The organism is Gammaproteobacteria bacterium, assembly GCA_022450155.1.
Lineage (GTDB): Bacteria > Pseudomonadota > Gammaproteobacteria > Arenicellales > UBA868 > REDSEA-S09-B13.
The window spans coordinates 1-18,352 of the sequence record JAKUQR010000019.1; the positions used below are offsets into that span (position 1 = coordinate 1).

18 protein-coding genes are annotated in these 18,352 nt (G+C 49.0%); 9 read left to right on the forward strand and 9 right to left on the reverse strand.

The window, feature by feature from the left end:
• The coding region (locus tag MK323_10765; GenBank protein ID MCH2482635.1) for an alpha-L-glutamate ligase at positions 1-383 on the reverse strand (383 nt) is incomplete at its 3' end.
• Entirely contained in the window at positions 380-535 is a 156-nt protein-coding gene (locus tag MK323_10770; protein ID MCH2482636.1) for a hypothetical protein, read from the reverse strand. The genes MK323_10770 and MK323_10765, both read right to left, overlap by 4 nt.
• A gap of 513 nt (positions 536-1,048) precedes the next feature.
• On the opposite strand from MK323_10770, the gene MK323_10775 reads away from it, so the two are divergent.
• The 4 genes from MK323_10775 to MK323_10790 all read left to right on the forward strand — a co-directional run bounded on the left by MK323_10775 (position 1,049) and on the right by MK323_10790 (position 5,587).
• Positions 1,049-1,897 (forward strand): universal stress protein, encoded by an 849-nt coding sequence (locus MK323_10775; GenBank protein ID MCH2482637.1) that lies wholly within the window; start codon positions 1,049-1,051, stop codon positions 1,895-1,897.
• A 10-nt stretch (positions 1,898-1,907) separates the two neighbouring features.
• The gene (locus MK323_10780) at positions 1,908-2,834 is read left to right on the forward strand and encodes a HisA/HisF-related TIM barrel protein (GenBank protein ID MCH2482638.1); all 927 of its coding nucleotides are present in this window, start codon (positions 1,908-1,910) and stop codon (positions 2,832-2,834) included.
• Between the two features lie 589 nt (positions 2,835-3,423).
• Positions 3,424-4,824 carry a Glu/Leu/Phe/Val dehydrogenase gene (locus tag MK323_10785; protein MCH2482639.1) on the forward strand — a complete coding sequence of 467 codons (1,401 nt, stop codon included), beginning with the start codon at positions 3,424-3,426 and terminating at the stop codon, positions 4,822-4,824.
• A 358-nt stretch (positions 4,825-5,182) separates the two neighbouring features.
• A complete protein-coding gene (locus tag MK323_10790) occupies positions 5,183-5,587 on the forward strand; it encodes a hypothetical protein (GenBank protein MCH2482640.1) in 405 nt (134 codons plus the stop codon).
• A 382-nt stretch (positions 5,588-5,969) separates the two neighbouring features.
• Here the strand turns inward: MK323_10790 and MK323_10795 are convergent, their stop codons facing one another.
• A complete protein-coding gene (locus tag MK323_10795; GenBank protein ID MCH2482641.1) occupies positions 5,970-7,004 on the reverse strand; it encodes an inorganic phosphate transporter in 1,035 nt (344 codons plus the stop codon).
• An 11-nt stretch (positions 7,005-7,015) separates the two neighbouring features.
• The gene (locus MK323_10800; protein MCH2482642.1) at positions 7,016-7,651 is read right to left on the reverse strand and encodes a DUF47 family protein; all 636 of its coding nucleotides are present in this window, start codon (positions 7,649-7,651) and stop codon (positions 7,016-7,018) included.
• Positions 7,652-8,173: 522 nt separating this feature from the next.
• Between MK323_10800 and MK323_10805 the strand changes: the two genes are divergently transcribed.
• Entirely contained in the window at positions 8,174-9,178 is a 1,005-nt protein-coding gene (locus MK323_10805; protein ID MCH2482643.1) for a TIGR03842 family LLM class F420-dependent oxidoreductase, read from the forward strand.
• A 373-nt stretch (positions 9,179-9,551) separates the two neighbouring features.
• Here the strand turns inward: MK323_10805 and MK323_10810 are convergent, their stop codons facing one another.
• Positions 9,552-10,961, reverse strand: a complete 1,410-nt coding sequence (locus MK323_10810) for an MFS transporter (GenBank protein MCH2482644.1) — start codon at positions 10,959-10,961, stop codon at positions 9,552-9,554.
• A gap of 41 nt (positions 10,962-11,002) precedes the next feature.
• On the opposite strand from MK323_10810, the gene MK323_10815 reads away from it, so the two are divergent.
• On the forward strand, positions 11,003-11,548 hold the full coding sequence (locus tag MK323_10815) for a gamma-glutamylcyclotransferase (protein ID MCH2482645.1): 546 nt from the start codon (positions 11,003-11,005) through the stop codon (positions 11,546-11,548).
• A 36-nt stretch (positions 11,549-11,584) separates the two neighbouring features.
• Here the strand turns inward: MK323_10815 and MK323_10820 are convergent, their stop codons facing one another.
• The 3 genes from MK323_10820 to MK323_10830 form a co-directional block, all read right to left on the reverse strand.
• Positions 11,585-11,890 carry an antibiotic biosynthesis monooxygenase gene (locus MK323_10820; GenBank protein MCH2482646.1) on the reverse strand — a complete coding sequence of 102 codons (306 nt, stop codon included), beginning with the start codon at positions 11,888-11,890 and terminating at the stop codon, positions 11,585-11,587.
• A gap of 58 nt (positions 11,891-11,948) precedes the next feature.
• On the reverse strand, positions 11,949-12,725 hold the full coding sequence (locus MK323_10825) for an SDR family oxidoreductase (protein MCH2482647.1): 777 nt from the start codon (positions 12,723-12,725) through the stop codon (positions 11,949-11,951).
• A gap of 98 nt (positions 12,726-12,823) precedes the next feature.
• Complete coding sequence (locus tag MK323_10830; protein ID MCH2482648.1) at positions 12,824-14,266, reverse strand: amidohydrolase family protein; 1,443 nt, start codon at positions 14,264-14,266, stop codon at positions 12,824-12,826.
• A 199-nt stretch (positions 14,267-14,465) separates the two neighbouring features.
• Here MK323_10830 and MK323_10835 point away from each other — a divergent pair, with 199 nt between their 5' ends.
• Positions 14,466-15,347 carry a 3-keto-5-aminohexanoate cleavage protein gene (locus tag MK323_10835; protein ID MCH2482649.1) on the forward strand — a complete coding sequence of 294 codons (882 nt, stop codon included), beginning with the start codon at positions 14,466-14,468 and terminating at the stop codon, positions 15,345-15,347.
• Between the two features lie 429 nt (positions 15,348-15,776).
• On the opposite strand, the gene MK323_10840 is transcribed toward MK323_10835, so the two are convergent.
• The gene (locus tag MK323_10840) at positions 15,777-16,544 is read right to left on the reverse strand and encodes an SDR family oxidoreductase (GenBank protein ID MCH2482650.1); all 768 of its coding nucleotides are present in this window, start codon (positions 16,542-16,544) and stop codon (positions 15,777-15,779) included.
• A gap of 268 nt (positions 16,545-16,812) precedes the next feature.
• Here MK323_10840 and MK323_10845 point away from each other — a divergent pair, with 268 nt between their 5' ends.
• Both MK323_10845 and MK323_10850 read left to right on the forward strand, forming a co-directional pair.
• Positions 16,813-17,724: a polysaccharide lyase gene (locus MK323_10845; GenBank protein ID MCH2482651.1), complete on the forward strand. Its 912-nt coding sequence runs from the start codon at positions 16,813-16,815 to the stop codon at positions 17,722-17,724.
• 36 nt (positions 17,725-17,760) lie between these two features.
• Entirely contained in the window at positions 17,761-18,342 is a 582-nt protein-coding gene (locus MK323_10850; protein ID MCH2482652.1) for a hypoxanthine phosphoribosyltransferase, read from the forward strand.
• Positions 18,343-18,352 lie beyond the last annotated feature (10 nt).

Consider the following 18,352-nt stretch of genomic DNA (forward strand, 5'->3'; position numbering starts at 1 on the left):
CTCAGGCTCAATGCCCGGAGTTCCTCTACATCACGCGCCGCTCGGGTGTGGGGGACCCGGATAGCCGAAGCTTTCAGTGCCTGGTACTGACGCAACTTGCTGAGTTCCAGATCGAGCGCCCGGCTCCCGTTGACTACCCGCCGACCGTGATGCTCCAACCAGCACAGCACACCCGCTGTATATTCAGGGATACTGCGATGTCCTCGTGTATGCGCTGAAGCACTCATGCGGCTATAGAAGACACCTTCCGGTGGGGTGTCTTCCAGATCGAGACTTACCCTCGCCATGTGCCACTCTTCAAATGGCAGTCCTTCGCTCTGGAAAGCCTCCCTAAACGGCGGCATCCAGTCATCGTTCTCGTGAATGACGTAGACCTTATTCACGAATATAACGACCCGTTCGAAATCATGTGAATCTCGTCTTCGGGCAGTTCTTCGCGTAGAAAGCGAGTGACCTGGTCGCGAAACTGTTCGGTACGCTCCGTCAGGAGCGATCTATCTTTCAGGGAATAGGTATACATCGGAATAACAATCATCACTGATAGCTAAAAGAGTCGATATTCTAGCAAATAATTTTTAGAAATCCCTACAATAAAGTAAATAATTATTTTATTCTTACTTTTCTCAGAACTATTAGAATATTTTTCCTATTTAGTTGATTCTCGAGAACCTTTGTTGTTGTTCTATGCGATCGATCAACTCCTTTCCCAGGAGCCCCGGTTGATGGGGAACGTCAACAGGGAGGCAAATATTTCAGGAAGACAGTCGAGCCCGCAGAAGGCTGTGATTGGGGGGGAAACGGGGTAGCGAATTATCTGTAGGTGATCCTGGTTCCTTAGATCGGTGCTGAACGAATTATTTTAAATCAGTGGCTTACAGTTCAATACTTACTTTCCTTCTATAGACCTCTCGCTAAGCGCTATGTTCTTTCGAACCCACTAGACCGTCCTTCACCGACAGAGATTCCGCTAGAGTTTGAATGCCACATAGATCGGTGAGATACTGCTTATCGAGGAATCAACCGGTGTAGTACCGGTCATCAGGAGTCGATGTACAAGACAATTCTGCTACCGTTTTATCACTGTGTTCCTACCGCTGTTGAAATTGACGCAGCGCAGCTAATCGCTCGTCGTTACAGTAGCTACATAGAGGGCTTTTTTGTCCCACACCTGATTCGCACGGTTGTCGGCGTAGGCATTGTGGCGCACAGTGCCCAATCAATAGATACGGATAAGCAAACGGAACAACTGGCGAGTGAGGCGCGTCAATGCTTTTTCAATCTTCTTGACGAACGAGGTATTCCAGTCGGTACGATAGATGATACGGAGACCCGAGTAAGAGGGCATTGGGAGGAGAGCAATCAGGTCTCTGATACGATTATCGGGAAAAACGTACGCTTGTTTAATCTTGCAATCGTACGTCGCAATTTGGACGACAAGGGGTCATTCTGGCAGAGGGCTTCTGAAGCGGTGCTCTTCGAAGGCGGCAGACCACTGCTGCTGGTCAGTGACACCATCCTCGAGACCCTTGGGAAAAATATTGTTTTAGCCTGGAACGGCAGTATTGAAGCGGCCAGAAGCCTCACCGCAAGTGCGCCACTTCTGGAAGAAGCAGAACGGGTTGTTGTCCTGACCGTAGAAGGCGCGACCGTGCAGGGTCCCAGCGGTGCTGAGGTTACCGACCATTTACGGGCTCGGGGTATTGCCGCCTTTGAACAAACTATTGACAGGGAAAACAACACCATCGGTCGAGCAATTCTAGATTTTGCCATAAGTGCGGATGCGGATATGCTGGTCAAAGGCGCATTCACTCATTCGAGGTTGCGACAACTGATATTTGGAGGAGCGACTCGGGAAATCATGCAACACTCGACGCTACCGGTGCTCATGTGTCATTAAATAGTGGCTTATGATTATCTATCCTGATATAGAAATACAAAACGGGCAATCAGTCAGTCTAGCCCGTGGCCGCAAAGAAGAGCCCACGGTTTTTGATATCTCACCGCTTGACGCCGCAGAGGAGTTCCAGAATGCCGGTGCCGAATGGCTTCACGTGGTTGATATTGATGGCGTCTTCCGGGGCAGGGGATACAATTCGGACCTAATCTGCGAAATCATCGACAATGCAGATATACCTGTGCAGGTTGCCGGTGGTATCCGCACTGAACATCATGTCGACTGGTGGTTTGAACACGGGGCCTCCCGTATCGTACTGGGCACCGCGGCGATCAAGGATACTCAATTGCTACGACGTGTCTGCCATCAATATCCCGGCAGAATCGTTGTCAGCATTGATGTGAGAAACGGGTTTGTCTTGATCGATGGCTGGCAGACCCAGACTTCCTTTCAGCCAATTGAGCTGGGAAAAAGCTTTGAGAGTATAGGTGTAGCCGCAGTAATCTATACAGACATTGAACGATTTGAAAATCACCCTGAGAGCAGCTTAGCCGGGACCAGCGAGATGGGGACAGCACTGGAGCTCCCAATTATATCCTCGGGTACGGTTCATTCCCTTGATGATGTCTCCTTCTTGCGCTTCCTACCCAATATCGACGGGGTAATTACCGGCAAGGCGTTGTTTACCGGAGCAGTCAGCCTCAAAGATGCTATCGCTATTGCGGGTGGGCCTGGGGTCGATGCGTCACTGGCCGAGGAAGGTGTGAAACCACCCTCGCTGGCAGACACCACAGGTCAGAAGGAGGGCGATCATCGGAGTGATTACAAGACAATGGGCCAGGAACTGCTGGACCTACATCAGGCCTATTCCAAAGGGGCGATGACTGTTGAGGAATACGAAAGTGCGAAGCTCAGCATCTTGAGAAACTTTGGAGAATAATCTTTATAGGAATGATGAGGTTTGATTGAATAATGGAATTGCAGATTCGAGACCAATCTACCCTTATCCGTCGTGCCGTTTCCCTCGATTTTCGATATAGAGTTGGCCAAATAAGAGTTGGAAAGCGCTCGCTCATCCGTACTCCAGTCAGAAACTCCGCTCATAGGAAGTTGCCTTATCTCGATACCTGTGAGTTCAATCTTTCCACCAAATTCTCCGCCCTTAAATCCATGTCATGGATCTCGCAGACCTGGCAGAAAAGGCTGCATGATCTGCGGTTTTAGGGGGCCATTGCGAGTAGGATATAGATCCGTACTTGTAAGAGTTTCTACGAGTCAGAAAGTGTGGCCCGGTAGAATCAGTGGGACTGAAAATTCCTCGGCCAAATGGCTGTGCCGATTCGGCTCCGGTCCCGGACACCAGTCAATACACTGACAATAAATTAGAAATATAATGACTAGTCCTAATGAAGGGGGCGAGTTCTTCACTTGTGGTGCAATATTAACAATGAGTCTACTCATTCCGACTCAAATTCACACTCACCTAACAGGTTGGTGACATCGGCACAGCTCGTCGAGCAAGGATAAATATGAGCAAAGAATCCTTTCTTTCTTCGGTGGAGACGAATTTTGACCACGCAGCGGGCCTGCTTGGACTTTCAGACGATCTGGCCGAAAAGATTAAGATTGCTAATTCGACCTATGTCGTGCGCTTTGGAGTGAGACTGCGGGGCGGACTGCAAAGCCTAACGGGATACCGCACTGTCCATTCTGAACATTTTGAACCGGTTAAGGGCGGTATTCGCTACGCACCTTTTGTCGATCAAAACGAGGTGGAAGCACTGGCAGCGTTGATGACTTATAAATGCGCGCTGATGGAGATTCCTTTTGGCGGTGCGAAGGGTGCGCTTGTGATTGATCCAAGGAAATGGGAAACACAGGAATTAGAGCAGATCACCCGGCGCTTCACCCAGGAGTTGGCGAAACGTGATCTGATCAGTCCCTCCCAGAACGTGCCTGCCCCGGATGTGGGTACAGGTGAGCGTGAGATGGCCTGGATAGCGGATGAATATAAAAGACTGAACCCCGCTGATTTGAACGCATGGGCTTGTGTTACAGGCAAGCCCCTTGGCAAGGGCGGTATCGCCGGTCGGACTGAGGCAACCGGGCGCGGCGTGCAATACACTCTGCAGGAGTTTTTTCGTCATACCGGAGATGTAAAGAAAACTGGTCTCTCTGCAGGGCTTGGCGGTAAGCGAGTGATTGTTCAAGGACTCGGAAACGTTGGTTACCATGCAGCGCTCTTTCTAAGCCAACAGGATGGCTGTCGCATCACTCATGTTTTAGAAAGAGATGGCACGATCGTGGATTCTGAAGGGATAGATATCGCTGCACTACACGAACACATGATTGAGATAGGCAGTATTGAGAGTTATCCCGGCTTTATCGATAGTGGCCCCGAAATGCTGGAGGCAGAAGCCGATATTTTAATTCCAGCTGCAATGGAAGGTGTAATTGACGAAACCAACGCCTCACGAATTCGAACGCCGCTGATTATTGAGGCGGCCAATGGTCCGATTACAGCTGGCGGCGATGCGATCTTAAGAAATAACGGTGTGGTCATCATTCCTGATTTCTGTGCCAATGCCGGGGGAGTAACGGTCAGTTATTTCGAATGGATCAAGAACCTCACCCATATTCGCTTTGGCCGAATGCAGCGACGTCAACAAGAAAGTCAGTTCGAGAGGTTGATTGCGGGAGTAGAGTCGATGACCGGCAAACCGTTCCCGGAGACTGATCGCAATGCAGTACTGAGCGGGGCCACGGAGATCAATCTCGTCCGCTCAGGATTGGAAGATACGATGCGTGGAGCCTACGACGCAATTAGTGAGACCTGGAACCATAAAGACAATGTTCCTGATCTTCGAACCGCAGCGATGATGATCGCGGTTAAGCGAATTGCCCACAGTTATATTTCAATCGGGATTTGATTGGGGAATGCAGTAGATAGCTTCAACTTTGTCCTAACACATTTCAAAATTAACTTGCTTTAATTGGCCGATGTGTAGATGTATTCGGGCATTGTTTCATGCAAGTTCGATGTATCTGTATAGCCCCTCAAGGCGTCCAGGTCGACATCACCAAAATCTAACAAGCCCATTAACTATGGTAGCTGAAACCTTTGTCCCGTGGCCATTGACTTCTATATATGATAGTCCTGCTGTGAGTTTTGGCTAGTACATTATTTTGTAGCCGTAAAACATCTGTTAATTTGACGGCAACACGTCAATGACCATGACGAGTTTTCAGTTCACAACTAGCAAGTTGCTACTTAAAGGAGGAAGAATCATGTTGGGCGAGAAAGTTGGATCTATTCAAGCGACTACGACCGTAAAGACACTACCCGCGGTGGACTCCAGACCCGTATTTGAAGTATCGGCTCAAGGCGCTGGAAAGCTGGGAGATGGTGACGTCACGATGATGGCAACATATTCGGCCAATGTGTTGGCGGATGGTAGTCTTTATGGAGAGTGTCCAAATTCGAGCGCCATAATAGCGCAAGATGGTGTTGGTACATTTCGAGCAACAGGAGCTGGTGCGTTTACTGCGGACGGTGGATCGACATTCAGAGGTATGGCTTATGTTCAATCCGCGGCACCGTCGTTAGCTGGCCTTAACGGTAAAGCGCTTGTTTACGACTGGGATGTCGATGCGAGTGGAAACGCAACGTGGGAACTTTGGGAGTGGAACTAGTTCTCGACCCGTACTACTTTGTAATAATCACCGATTAACCGTACAGGTATTTGCTACCCGGTTAATTTCCAAATAAAGGCGGCCGGTAGGGTGTTTCCTACTGGCCGCTTCGTTCTATAGGCGGTCCAGGATGTCGCTAGATTACAGTGCCTAGTCCAGGTGGGTGATTATGGATTGTAATGACTTAATTGCACAGATCCTGAAAAAAGAAGGCGTCGAGTGGTTGGCTTGCTTTCCGAGCAACCCTTTAATTGAGGCTGTGGCAAAGCACAACGTTTGAATCAGGAAGGCAGGACGGTTCTAATCGATGTGCACTCGGATATGGAGAGCCGTCGTTCCCGCTGGGACTAACGCCGAAGGGGTTTGGCTACACAGAGTCACTTCAAAGTATCGATTGGACAGATATCAGGACAGCAAGGCACAACATTCCCGCACAGATGGGTGTGACCAGCCAGCCTAAAACAATACCACCAACCAGATGCCAGCGAATGCTGGATGCGCCACGCAATAAACCAATCCCTATGACAGCGCCGACTATGGCCTGAGAGCTGGATACTGGAACGAGCGGGATCTGGGGTAATCCTGCAGCATCAAGCCAGGAGGCTAAACTTTTAGAGGTAAACAAGATAAGCACGATGGCATGCGAGACGACCGCAACCCAGGCGGTTAACGGTGAAAGCTGAAATAAGTTCCTACCTACCGTGAGCATGACACGGCGGCCATACGTAACCACGCCGACTACGATAGCCAAAGCCCCGATCAGAAACAGAACCTGAGTTGAGTCCAATAAGAGCACGGAACCAAATCCAATGGATGGTGGTTGAACAACATGAATGAACGGACCCATTACATTTGCAATGTTGTTTGCACCCAGGCTGTATGCGCCAAACGCCCCAGCGACCAGCAAAGCCCAACGAATAGTGGCATCCTGTACAAAAAGCCGTAAGTTCAGAATCCGCATGGTGGCAGCTAAAGGCGGCAGCAAGGCGGCAGCGATCAGCCCCGCAAGCAAGGGACAGAATATCCATGATGCGATGATTGTTTTGAGAATATCGGAGTCGGTCTCAATACCTTGAAAAATATTCCAGCCAACCAATGCGCCAACAATCGCTTGGCTTGTCGAAACAGGTAACCCGAACCGGGTCATGATGAACACCGTAAAACCAGCGGAGACTACGGCTATGAATGCATGTAACGATTGATCAATCTCAGACAGCTTGCTGAGCGTCTCAGCAGGTCCAGCTCCACTAATTACCGAACCCAGAACTACAAACAAACTGCATACCAACGCCGCCGTGGCAAACCGTACCATTTTGGTACCGACAGCCGTGCCGAACACATTAGCTGCGTCATTCGCACCCAACGCCCAGCCCAGAAACAAACCACCGGAGAGTATTACAAATGTGGAAATGTCCACAGGATAAGGTGTCAGATGCGACGTTTAATGGCGCTTATAGCCAGCTGGTCAGCGATATCCTCCGACTGATTGGCAAGTTCGTCGAAGTGTTCGACAAAATAGCGTAGTTGCATTTTCTGACTGAGATCCAGATCACTATCGAATATTCTACGTTGCAAAGGACTACTGACTTCATCGGCTTTCGTTTCCAGCAGAGCGACTTCTCTTGCAAGATCAGCTACGGATTCATGATCTTCGAAAAAGTTACGAGCTGTGAAGACCACCTTATCAACGCAATCAATGGTTATGTCGATAAGTTCAATGTAGGTTGCCCTGAGCTTATCTGGGATTTCAGGTTGTTGAATTGATAATCGAAAAAGGTTTGCTTTGCAGGTGTTAGTCAGTTTATCCATATTTTCAATCAGCCAGATTACGTCACTCCGAAGGTCAGGAATCAAGGTGCGCTCGTAAAGCTCCGTTTCAATTTGTCGGCGCAGTTCATCACCTTCGCGCTCGGTAGTCTGAATCTTATTCATAAATTCTTCGAATTGGGTATCGACGCCTTCGGCCAGGTAGACCTTAAAAGCAATCGAAAAAAGCTCTGTTGATTCGGTGACTTTATCCAGAAACTCTTCGATCTGAATCTCCAGTCTCTTTGTTCGACTCAATAACTTTGTGTTTTTAAAAAACATTTAATCATCAATGCCATGAATTATTTTTGTCCATCTTACCCCTGTAGTGGAAAAGTGACAGCAGTTTAGAGAAAGATCAAAGTACCTTAGGGAAAAGGAATGAGTACATCTTTAGTCGCTATAGCGACTAAATTTATGCCGACCCATTGCAGTGTCCATGTTATTGAGTCACCGCACGGGTTGGCAGAGCATGATGAATTACGGTCTATATATCGCAAACCATCGTATTCTAAGCCTTAGGGGCCGCTGTAGGCGCTCTGTAGAGTGTTTAAGTTCAGGAGGTTTATATATATTTCATGAATCGGGCTATTCGATCATACAGGAGAACCAGTGGTGGTTATCCTTTATAGATTGGTTGCGTTTTTGTAGGATTATACCGCACCATTTATACCTGACTGGATTGAACTTGTATTGGAATAGTTCCGAAGAGGCGATTAGGTGCCGTTCGCGCCACTTATCGATAGTTGGCTATTCGGGATTGTAGGGGGAGGACAGATTATGCAGTTTGGCATTACGTTCAAAGGCGAGGGTTCCCCGGAACGTACGCGTTATCTCGTAAGGCAAGCAGAAGAGGCTGGATTCGGGTACAGCTGGTTTTTTGACTCGCATATCCTCTGGCGTGACAGTTATGTAACCATCGCCATGTGTATCGAGCACACGCAGACTATGCGGTTTGGGCCGTGTGTGACCAACCCCGGGGTAAGGGACTGGTCGGTAGCAGCCAGTCTTTTCGGAAGTCTTGCCGTCCAGAGTAAAGGTCGATTTGATATCGGAGTAGGTCGCGGGGACAGTTCACTTCGGGTCATGGGCAAAAAGCCATCGAATCTCAGCGAAGTGGTCGATTTCTGTGACAAAGTCAGATCGATGGTTCGCGGCAATCAAACACATTATGCGGACTGCCTGGCTCCAGTAGAGTTTCCATGGGCCAATGGTTACGAACTTCCAATATGGATCGCGGCTTATGGACCTAAAGCAATCAAAGTCGCCGGTGCACACGGGGATGGTGTTGTACTTCAGATCGCTGAGCCCATGATCTGCAAATGGCTGGCTGACCAGACAATCAATGCAGGCTTTGAAAAGGGTCGAGATATGGGTACTTATCAGGTCATGGCTGCTGCGCCGGCCTACATCGGTTCAATGGATCATTGCGTGGAACGAACCAAATGGTTCCCAGCTATGGTTGGGAACCATGTTGCCGATATAGTGGAGCGATACGGATCTGACAGTTCGGCAATACCCGCGAGCCTGGCCGGCTATATCGAAAAACGTCGTGGCTACGACTATCAGAAACACGGTCAGAGCGATAATCCATTCTTGGATTTTATAACCCCAGATGTTGTCGAAGATTTCGCGGTGCTTGGTTCAGTGGAACAGCACATTGAAAAACTATACAGGCTAAAAGAAGCTGGAATCACACAATTTAATATTTATATCGACAACGGAGAAGAAGAAAATCTCATTGCTGAATATGGAAAGACAATAATCCCCGAACTCAGAAACTGAATAGAGGTTTACTATGGGTAATCAACCCATCTTGTATTCAACCGATCGTGCAATAGCAAGAAACTTTGTAGAAAAACGATTGGTTATCGAATATTTACGGATGTTCAGGGCCGGTTCAACCTGGATGTCCGTCAGGCCAAAGGAGAAGTTCTAATCGTCTCACAGTTTACGTTGAGTGCAGACACGACGAAAGGATTACGACCGAGCTTGCGTGCGGCTGATACCGGAACTGCTGAACCGTTATACGAGCTTTTTGTCGAGCAAATATGTGCTGTCGGTATACCCACGCAAACAGGTGTGTTCGGAGCCCATATGGACGTGACCCTCGTTAATGATAGTCCAACGACTATTTGTTTTGCAAAGCCAATGAAAACTACTTTTTTCGATTTTGCCACAACCAGGCGTTGAGAAGAAAGCCCAATAAGGCGACAACTGCGGCAATTGCATAGACAAATTTGAATGCTGCGATGTACGTTGCCTGAGCTTCCCGCGCATGCGGTGATGTGAGTTCTACGGATTCTTGTCCGGATGTTTTCAATGCCACGAATATTGCGCCTAGCAATACAACACTGATGACCGTCCCGAGGTTGCGTGAGAGTCCAGACAACCCACCGGCTATACCCAACTCCCGAGTACCTACGTTGCCCATAATGAGGCTGAGATTGCTGCTCTGAAAAATCCCCATACCTATTCCTAAACCGGCCATTCGCACAGCAATTGCAAAACCGGTTGAATGATTGTCAACCGTTTGGAAAGAAGTTAAAAAGGCAACGATGATAAACATACCGACAGTACTCGCAAAAGCAGGATGAGTATGGTCTGCAAAGGCGCCACCAAGTGGTGAAGAGACCAGCAGGCACGCGGCGGGTATGGTGAGCAGAACGCCAATACTGGCCGGTCCCATGCCGATAAATTCAGCTGCAAAAAACGGTAGGACAAACCAGTTCACAAAGATGGCGAAATACATTAGAAAATTACAGACCAGTCCAAGTGACACCTCACTCTGGCGTAACAGGTAGCTCGGTATAAACGGCGTTGATATCGTCATCTGTCGTCTAATCAAGCAATAGACCGCTACTATCGATATGGCAAGGTAAAGATTCGTGTTTAGTGAAAGCCATCCTGTTGCCTGCGTTTGATGGAGGTATAGCATCAGAAATAAAATACTCGCGACAATCAGCAATGCCGAGGGCGAATCCAGATCCGCTTCCGAAGCTTTCCTGATCGTGGGTAGAAACCAGATCGCCATTCCCAACGCAATAATTGTCAGTGGCACGCGCGCCAGGAATATCCAACGCCAACCGTAATGGTCGATAACGAAGCCAGCCCCCAGCGAACCGAGTATCATTCCACTCATACCAATGGCTGTCATCCATCCCAGAGCCTGACCGCGATAAGCATCGGGGGCACTTGCCGTGACTATAGCGGGTGACAAGGCCAGAAAGACTGCGTTTCCCATGGCCTGAAGAATCCTGATCATGATTACGCTATCTAGCGTCGCTGCAATTCCAATCAATAACACAGCAATTCCATAAGCAAGCAATCCAACGATGTAGGTTAGTTTCAGGCCATAAACATCAGCGATTCGGCCGAGGATCAACTGAACCGTGGCAGTGGCCCCCAGATAAACAGTAATAATCTGGTAGATTGCCGTAACATTGGCATCGAGGCTTCTTGCAATATCCGGCAGACCGACGTTCACGCTAAAATCCAAGCTCGCCAGAAACATGCCTGATGATGCAGTCGCGAGTATCAGCCAATACGTTTTATTTATTACGGGCATAATTCAGTCGAATCGAAAACCTGGAGCTAGCGCCTCATATCATGTGGATTTTTGGCTATGGTTCATTAATTTGGAATCCGAGCTTTTCCTATCATCATCGTCGTTTAGCCCGAATCGACCACTGGGTACGACGTTTCTGGCAGGGATCGACCGATCATAGGGGTGTGCCTGGCTACCCTGGTCGCGTTGTAACATTGGTTCCCAAGCCAGCGGGTGATTGCTGGGGCGTTGCGTACAAATGTGGAAAATCCGACAACGGGCAGGTTCTCAAGGGCCTGGACCACCGGGAAAAGGGGGGCTACCACCGCGAATGGGTAAAACTGAATTTCACCGACGGCAGTACTAGCCGGGGCCTGGTGTACATGGCAGGTCCGGATAATCCAGACTACCTTGGTCCAGCAGACAAAGATGATATTGCCAGCCAGATTCTTTCTGCCCGAGGACCGAGTGGTTCTAACCGCGAGTATCTCAGAAACCTGACCCGGGCTCTGCGAACCCTGGGTGTATCAGATTCACACGTGTTTTCTATCGAGTCCAAGCTTGAAACACAAATTGACAAAGAAAGATTGCCGTTAGATCCGTCGTAATCGTAACCGCCCAAAACCCCTCCCGTGACCTCGATATTAGGCAACTGTCAGAACCTTCAAGGAAACACTTTCGACAGTGTCCTTTACTTTCTCGCGGTATTTCAGCATATGTGGCGCCGTTGCATGGGCATTCAGATTCGCCATGGTTTCCCATTTTTCAACCATAGTCACAATATTTTCATCCAGTACCTGTGCGCCGAGTGAAGACTCGGTGTCTATCATGGGCTGATATTCGATACAACCTTCCTCGGCGTGCACGTTGGGCAGGTTATCTGCAATATGTTCCAATAGTGCTTCGCGCCCGCCTGCCTTGGCTTTTATCGTTGCTATAACACAAATCATAATCATCTCTCCTTACCTTTGATTTAGTGGAATCCTGCAATGACAGGATCTGGAGCACCTAACTGGGGGGTCCTGGAAACCAGTCCGACCCTCCCATATGTGATCGGTTCCAGGTCGGACTGATCAGTACTTCATTCAAACAGACATGTGCAGGCATCTCTGCAATGAAACGAATGGTCTCCCCTAGATCATCGGGCTGCAACATGCGGGCTCGTTCTATATCAGCTACGGGAATAGGGCGTCTATCAAGGATCTCTGTCGCAACTTCGGCAGGCTCAAGGGAGCAGCAACGGATACCATTACGTCCTTCCTCAAGATTTATGGTTGCGGTCATAGACGACATTGCATGTTTTGAGGCACCGTAGGCCGGGCCCGCGACATAGGAATCATGTCGCCCCGCCCATGAGGAAACATTGATAATAAGGCCGTCACCCCGATCTCTCATGTGTGGCAACACCGCGTATATACAGTTATATGCCCCATTTAAATTTACGTCGATGACCATCTGCCAGTCACCTACCCCCATTTCACTATAGCGTCGTTTAGGAAGGTTAAGCCCCGCACTGTTCACGAGAATATCGATTTCACCCAATTCAGCTCGAATCTTCTCAGCAGCAGCTACAACAGCCTCGCTGTCGGCAACATTGACAGGCGCCAAAATCCCTTCGCCATTGAGAGATTGAATCGCGGCTAAGGTTTCTTTAAGTGGTTCGTGCCTGCGTCCCGATAACCCAACCTTTACGCCAGCTTTTACTAATGCAGTTACAGCAGCCCGTCCAATACCGCTTCCGGCGCCTGTGATCCACGCAGTTTTTCCTTCGAGTGAAATTTTCATAACCTGGAACCTCTGTTGCGATCGTGGCTGAAAGGTCAGCTGACTTCAATACACTTTCAGTTCAATCAAGTGCAAGTGAAACGTTCGTTTGTAGTCTTCTAGATAGATTCAACCGTTGTCAACATTAACGGCGCCAGTTCTACGGCGGAACGGTTATCCCAGTCCTTTTCGGATACTACGTTCAACATGTTCTGTTGAGCAACCTGCAAGCGTGTCAGCTCGAGCTCAAAATCTATGTTCAACACATCCCCATTGCTGACCACCTGTTCCCCATGCACAAAAACATCTGTAACCGGTCGACTGCCCGCAACAGTGATAAGACTTCTAAGTGGTTCTCGAACGGGGCGCATACTTGGGGAGGTTAAATCGATAGTTGAAAAATCGGCCTTACAACCCACGGCTAATCTTCCAATGTCACTACGATTGAGGGCATCTGCTCCAGCGACAGTGGCCGCATTGAATACATCGATACAGTCGAGATCAGTAACACTCTGGCCGATGACTCTAGCGACCATGACTGCTGTCCGACACTCGTCCAGCATATTGTGGGGGTAGGTGTCCGTGCCGACGGACATCCGTATGCCGTGATCTAAATACGCACCAAAAGTGTTTAGGGCGATACCACGCCGTGAAAACACGGTTGGGCAGTGCGCAACCGTTGACTCGCAATCGGCCAGCAGTTCAAGGTCTTTTCTACTCGTCCAGTGCAGCCACGGATGATGATCAAGGAATATGCAATGTGCGATCACTGACCGTTCATTTAGGACACCTAGGCTGTCAAGCCACTGAACAGAGGTCATGCCATGTCTATGTTGCATTTCTTGAAATTCAGTAACTGACTGTGCTGCATGTATCGTCCAACTGAGGTTATGATCTTGGGCGAATGCATGACTGTCCCGGAGTAAAGCTTCGGAGCAGGTGTCAACCTGGGATGGTGAAACCACAGCGGACAACCGCCCGGAGGGATGGCGTACTGCAGACTCGACTATCTCCCGAGCAGTGCTAAAAGCTCTCTGTCCAGCCTCATAATTCCAATCGTATTCAAGCGAGTGTCCGTTGGTTGTAAACCAGCGTGCGTCGCGGAAGCAAGGTGCTACAAAGGCCCGGATTCCACTGTCCAGAAGTGTTTCCTCCCAGCCCTCAAAAGGCGAAGAAAGGTCAACCAGTGTTGTGACGCCAGACAACAATAATTCAGCCAAGGCAACCTTGAGACATGCTAAACGACCTTGGTCGTCGACAGGATCGAATACCGGCAAATGCTCGTAGAGCGAACTGTGCCAAAAACCGGGAGATACTGTCTCATCAGTAATCCCCTTTCGGATCGGTTCAGTGGTCGGGTGGGCGTGGGTGTCAACCAGGCCCGGAATTATCATACGATCTTTGCCAGAAAGTTCGATATCGACGCAATCGACGTAGTGATCACCGACATAAATGATATCCGGGCCCTTGAATACAAAATCACTGTTGCGTAGGTAAACGTGTTGCCGGCCATCCCAGCCAACCAGCCATTCGACACCACGGATGCAGGTGGTCTGGCTCATTTAATCTCTTGCACGATATCTTCTGTGTCTTGGAATAGGCCCAACTTTGCTCAGGATATTTATACCGCTCGCCAAAGGCAAGTCCTAGGATTCAACCAAATCCTGATTCTGGGTTTTCGTTACCGGTTTAAGTCGGTATTATTGGTCTTGGACTACGGAATCGGACGTCGGGATCGGAACAACACAACGGACAATTGATATGAAACCAACCATCTTGAGTTGCGCTGTAACGGGTAGCTTTACGACACGGGAACACAATCCCAATTTACCTGTTACGCCAGAGGAAATAGCCAACGAATGTTTTGCTGCGGCCCAGAGCGGTGCTGCGATCTGTCATATCCATGTTCGCGAGCCTGAAACGGGGACTCCCAGTATGAATATCGAATACTACCGGGAGGTTGTAAAACGGATTCGCGAAAGTAGTACCGACCTAATTATCAATCTTACAACCGGCCCTGGGGGTCGTTATGTACCTTCGGAGGAGGATCCTGCAAAGGCGGCTCCAGCGACGACACTGGTTTCGCCGATTGTTAGAACAGAACATGTCGTTGAACTTAAGCCCGAGATCTGTAGTTTGGACCTCAACACCATGTGGTTCGGTGGTGGTGCAGTGATCAATCATCCGCCAGCGGTAAAAGCGATGGCAGAAAGAATTTATGCCTCTGGTGTCAAGCCTGAATTGGAAGTATTTGACACTGGCGACATTCGTCTTGCCCGAGACCTAATACACGATGGCACGCTCAAGCCGCCTATGCTTTTTCAACTGGTCATGGGTGTAAGTTATGGAATGGATGCAACTCCTCAATCGCTCACCTACGCGCGGTCAATGGTTCCGGAGGGATCCGAATGGGCTGCCTTCGGGGCAAGTCGCCACGCGTATCCAATGCTGGCACAGGCGTTTCTTTTAGGTGGCCATTGTCGGATCGGTATGGAAGATACAGTTTATCTGGCAAGGGGCGTTAAAACGCCCGGAAATGGTGCACTAGTGGAAAAAGCCGTTCAGCTAATACAAAGTCTTGGCGGACAAGTTGCGACGGTCAGTGAGGCCCGGCAAATACTGGGACTCACATCCAGCAATTGAGCGTTACTTCGAACTGATTCGCCCAATCCGACTGGTCGGAATTGAAGATCAAACTTAACACACCAGTCCATGTATAAAACAATCGAAAAAGTCAAACGCTATATCAGGGAAAATATAACAGCACTACTCTGGGTGATTGTTATCGTGATGTCTATGTACTACTACGTATCACTGATGTTCAGTGGCTAACGCACCTGTTCTCCCATCATAAACCACCGACTTCGTACGCACTAATAGCGATTATCAGTCAGTCGTATTCGTCAAACCTTTCACGTAGGTCCAACCACTCCGTCTGATTTGGATCTGGAAAGGGCAATGGTATCTGCTTGTTGTAGCGATCGAAATTAAATCGCCTGCGTCTCCGGTAGACAATTAGTCGTCTACGCGTAGTCCAACGTTTGGTGTTCATGGCTGCTGGACGCCAGACAGTCAGGCAGCCGTGTAGCCACCGTCAACTGTCCAGGCCGCCCCTGTGACAAAGGAGGTTTCATCGGATGCTAAAAACGTTACCACACTGGCGATCTCTGCAGGTTCCCCTAAACGACCTATGGGATGTTTAGCCACCAAAGCCGCATGCGTCTCTGGAGAATCTGTGACGGCTTTTGTCAAATTAGTGTAGACGAATCCCGGGCATACTGCGTTAACTCGAATCTTTTTGTTTGCCACTTGCAACGCGAGGTCTCGTGTCAGCTGTAATACACCCCCCTTACTTGGGGGGTAGGGGGAAAATCCATCCGACAAAAACATCGCTGGGTCGTAGCCTACAAATGACATTATTGAAGCTAGATTAACGATGGCTCCACCGCCGGATTGGAGCAGGGCTGGTACCGCGGCATGGCACATCAGCATCGTGCCCTTCAGGTTTACACTTATCACTTCGTCCCATCTCTGCTCAAAGTCAACATTGTCGCCCACTGATCTAGCACTTATACCCGCCGCGTTGACCACGATGTCAAGATGGCCAAATAGGCCTACGGCAGCCCCCACCCATCTGATGCAGTCGTTTCTAACGCGCACATCCCCTCGATCCGTTTCCAATTGATTCGGCGCATGGGAGAGTTCGGGAAAAGTAATAATTTCACGGTCGACTGCCAATACTCGGGCGCCTTCTGACATAAACCGTTCGACAGTGGATCGGCCAATTCCCGACGCAGCACCGGTAATGATTGCGACTTTGTCGTTCAGACGATTAGACATATATATGAATTAATTACACTACTTACTTCACGTAGACACGTAAGTATAAATTTGAAACCCTTCGCACTGCCGTGATTGAACCTGGGTTGGGTGAAAGAGATCTATTGTGACACATTCACCCCCGCGTTCAGTATTTCTCACTCGCTCTGATTCGGGATATAGTTGAATGACGATACACGTAAATCCCCTGGCGCGACAAATAGTCGTCAGGCGGACATTGCCTTGAATAGCACTCGGTATGCCTGTGACTTCCAAGTTAGTGGCAGTAATGGTAACTGTGAACTCGTTTCTGGCAGGGCTGGTCGCGTTACCGGTTCGCGCAGACAGTCACCTCCCATTTGATTGGGTACGAAATCTGAATAGCACGGCCTGGGGCTATAGTCAGGTTGAAGATCCCAGCGAATACGGATCAAATCGCCTGGTAGAAAGGTTTGAGCTCCGCATGGGGGATTGTGGCAAAAACGAGACCGAAAATGACTGTAAATCCAATCAGGAACGCATAGAATTAGTCGAACTTGAACGACCTGCCGTAGCCCTCAGCGGTGAAATCTGGTACCGCTGGAAGGTGTACTTTCCTGAGGATTACAAAAACATCTATCCGGCCAAAACACATCACACCCGATTTATTGAGAAGGGCGACAAGGTAATTTGGTCATTCGCAATCGGGAGTACCGGCGTTTTCTGGCTGGGTAGCCACGTCTCGGATGAATACACCTACTATCCGCTAATCGACGAGGAGGAACTCTTGTCTCAGTGGCATGAATTGAGTGTCCACGCGAAGTGGGCGTCGGATAGTGGATTTTTTAAGATATGGGTCAACAATGTCCAGAAAGTCGACTATAAGGGTACAACTTGCCGGGACTGTCGCCTGCGTCTCAGTTACGGAATCGTACGCACTGGACTAGATCAATTTCATAAATCGTATCCAGAAAATGATCTGCCAACACAGGTGATCTACTATACGGGACTTGAAAGAAGTGCCACTGGCATTGACTACCCGGGTTATGTTCCACCTCAAACTACTAACACCACCACTGCAAGCGAACAGCCCCAAACGTTTAAGCCAGTGTTGATTATCGAACCCAACAGAAAGAAGACACTGAAGGAGATCACACAGGGCGCAGACCAACTCGAACTGGATAAAGGCGCTGCAGAGATCCCTGACAGCGATAGAGATTGACGGTCTGAAAAACAAACAAATTCCACGAAAAGGATAATGAAGGACGAAAAAATATTTATTACTGCCGAAGAACTGCACCGGGACTCATTTTTGCTGGCAAACAACATTCTTCAAAGTGGATTCCGGCCTGACTATATCGTTGGAATATGGCGTGGTGGCACGCCGGTAGGCATTGCGGTACAGGAATTTCTCGACTACTCTGGTATCGAAACCGATCACATTGCAATTCGAACGTCTCACTACACAGGCATAGACCAGACAACACCAAATGTACAGGTGCACGGACTAGGTTATCTAATACGTAAAGTAAATAAGCAGGATTCACTTCTCATTGTGGATGACGTGTTTGATACGGGAATGAGCGCTGAAACTGTAATCGTTGAGCTTTCAAAGCGTGCTCGCCTGAATACACCCGGCGACATCCGTATTGCGACACCCTGGTATAAGCCCTCGAAGAATAAAACGGGGCGGGCGCCTGACTATTTTATTCATGAAACCGCCCAGTGGCTTGTTTTCCCTCACGAACTCACAGGACTGACACCTGAAGAGGTTTGCCGTGGAAAGCCGGAAATCGCTGATATTATTGCTTCGGTACACACACCAAAGCTCACCAGGTGACTAACCCTGA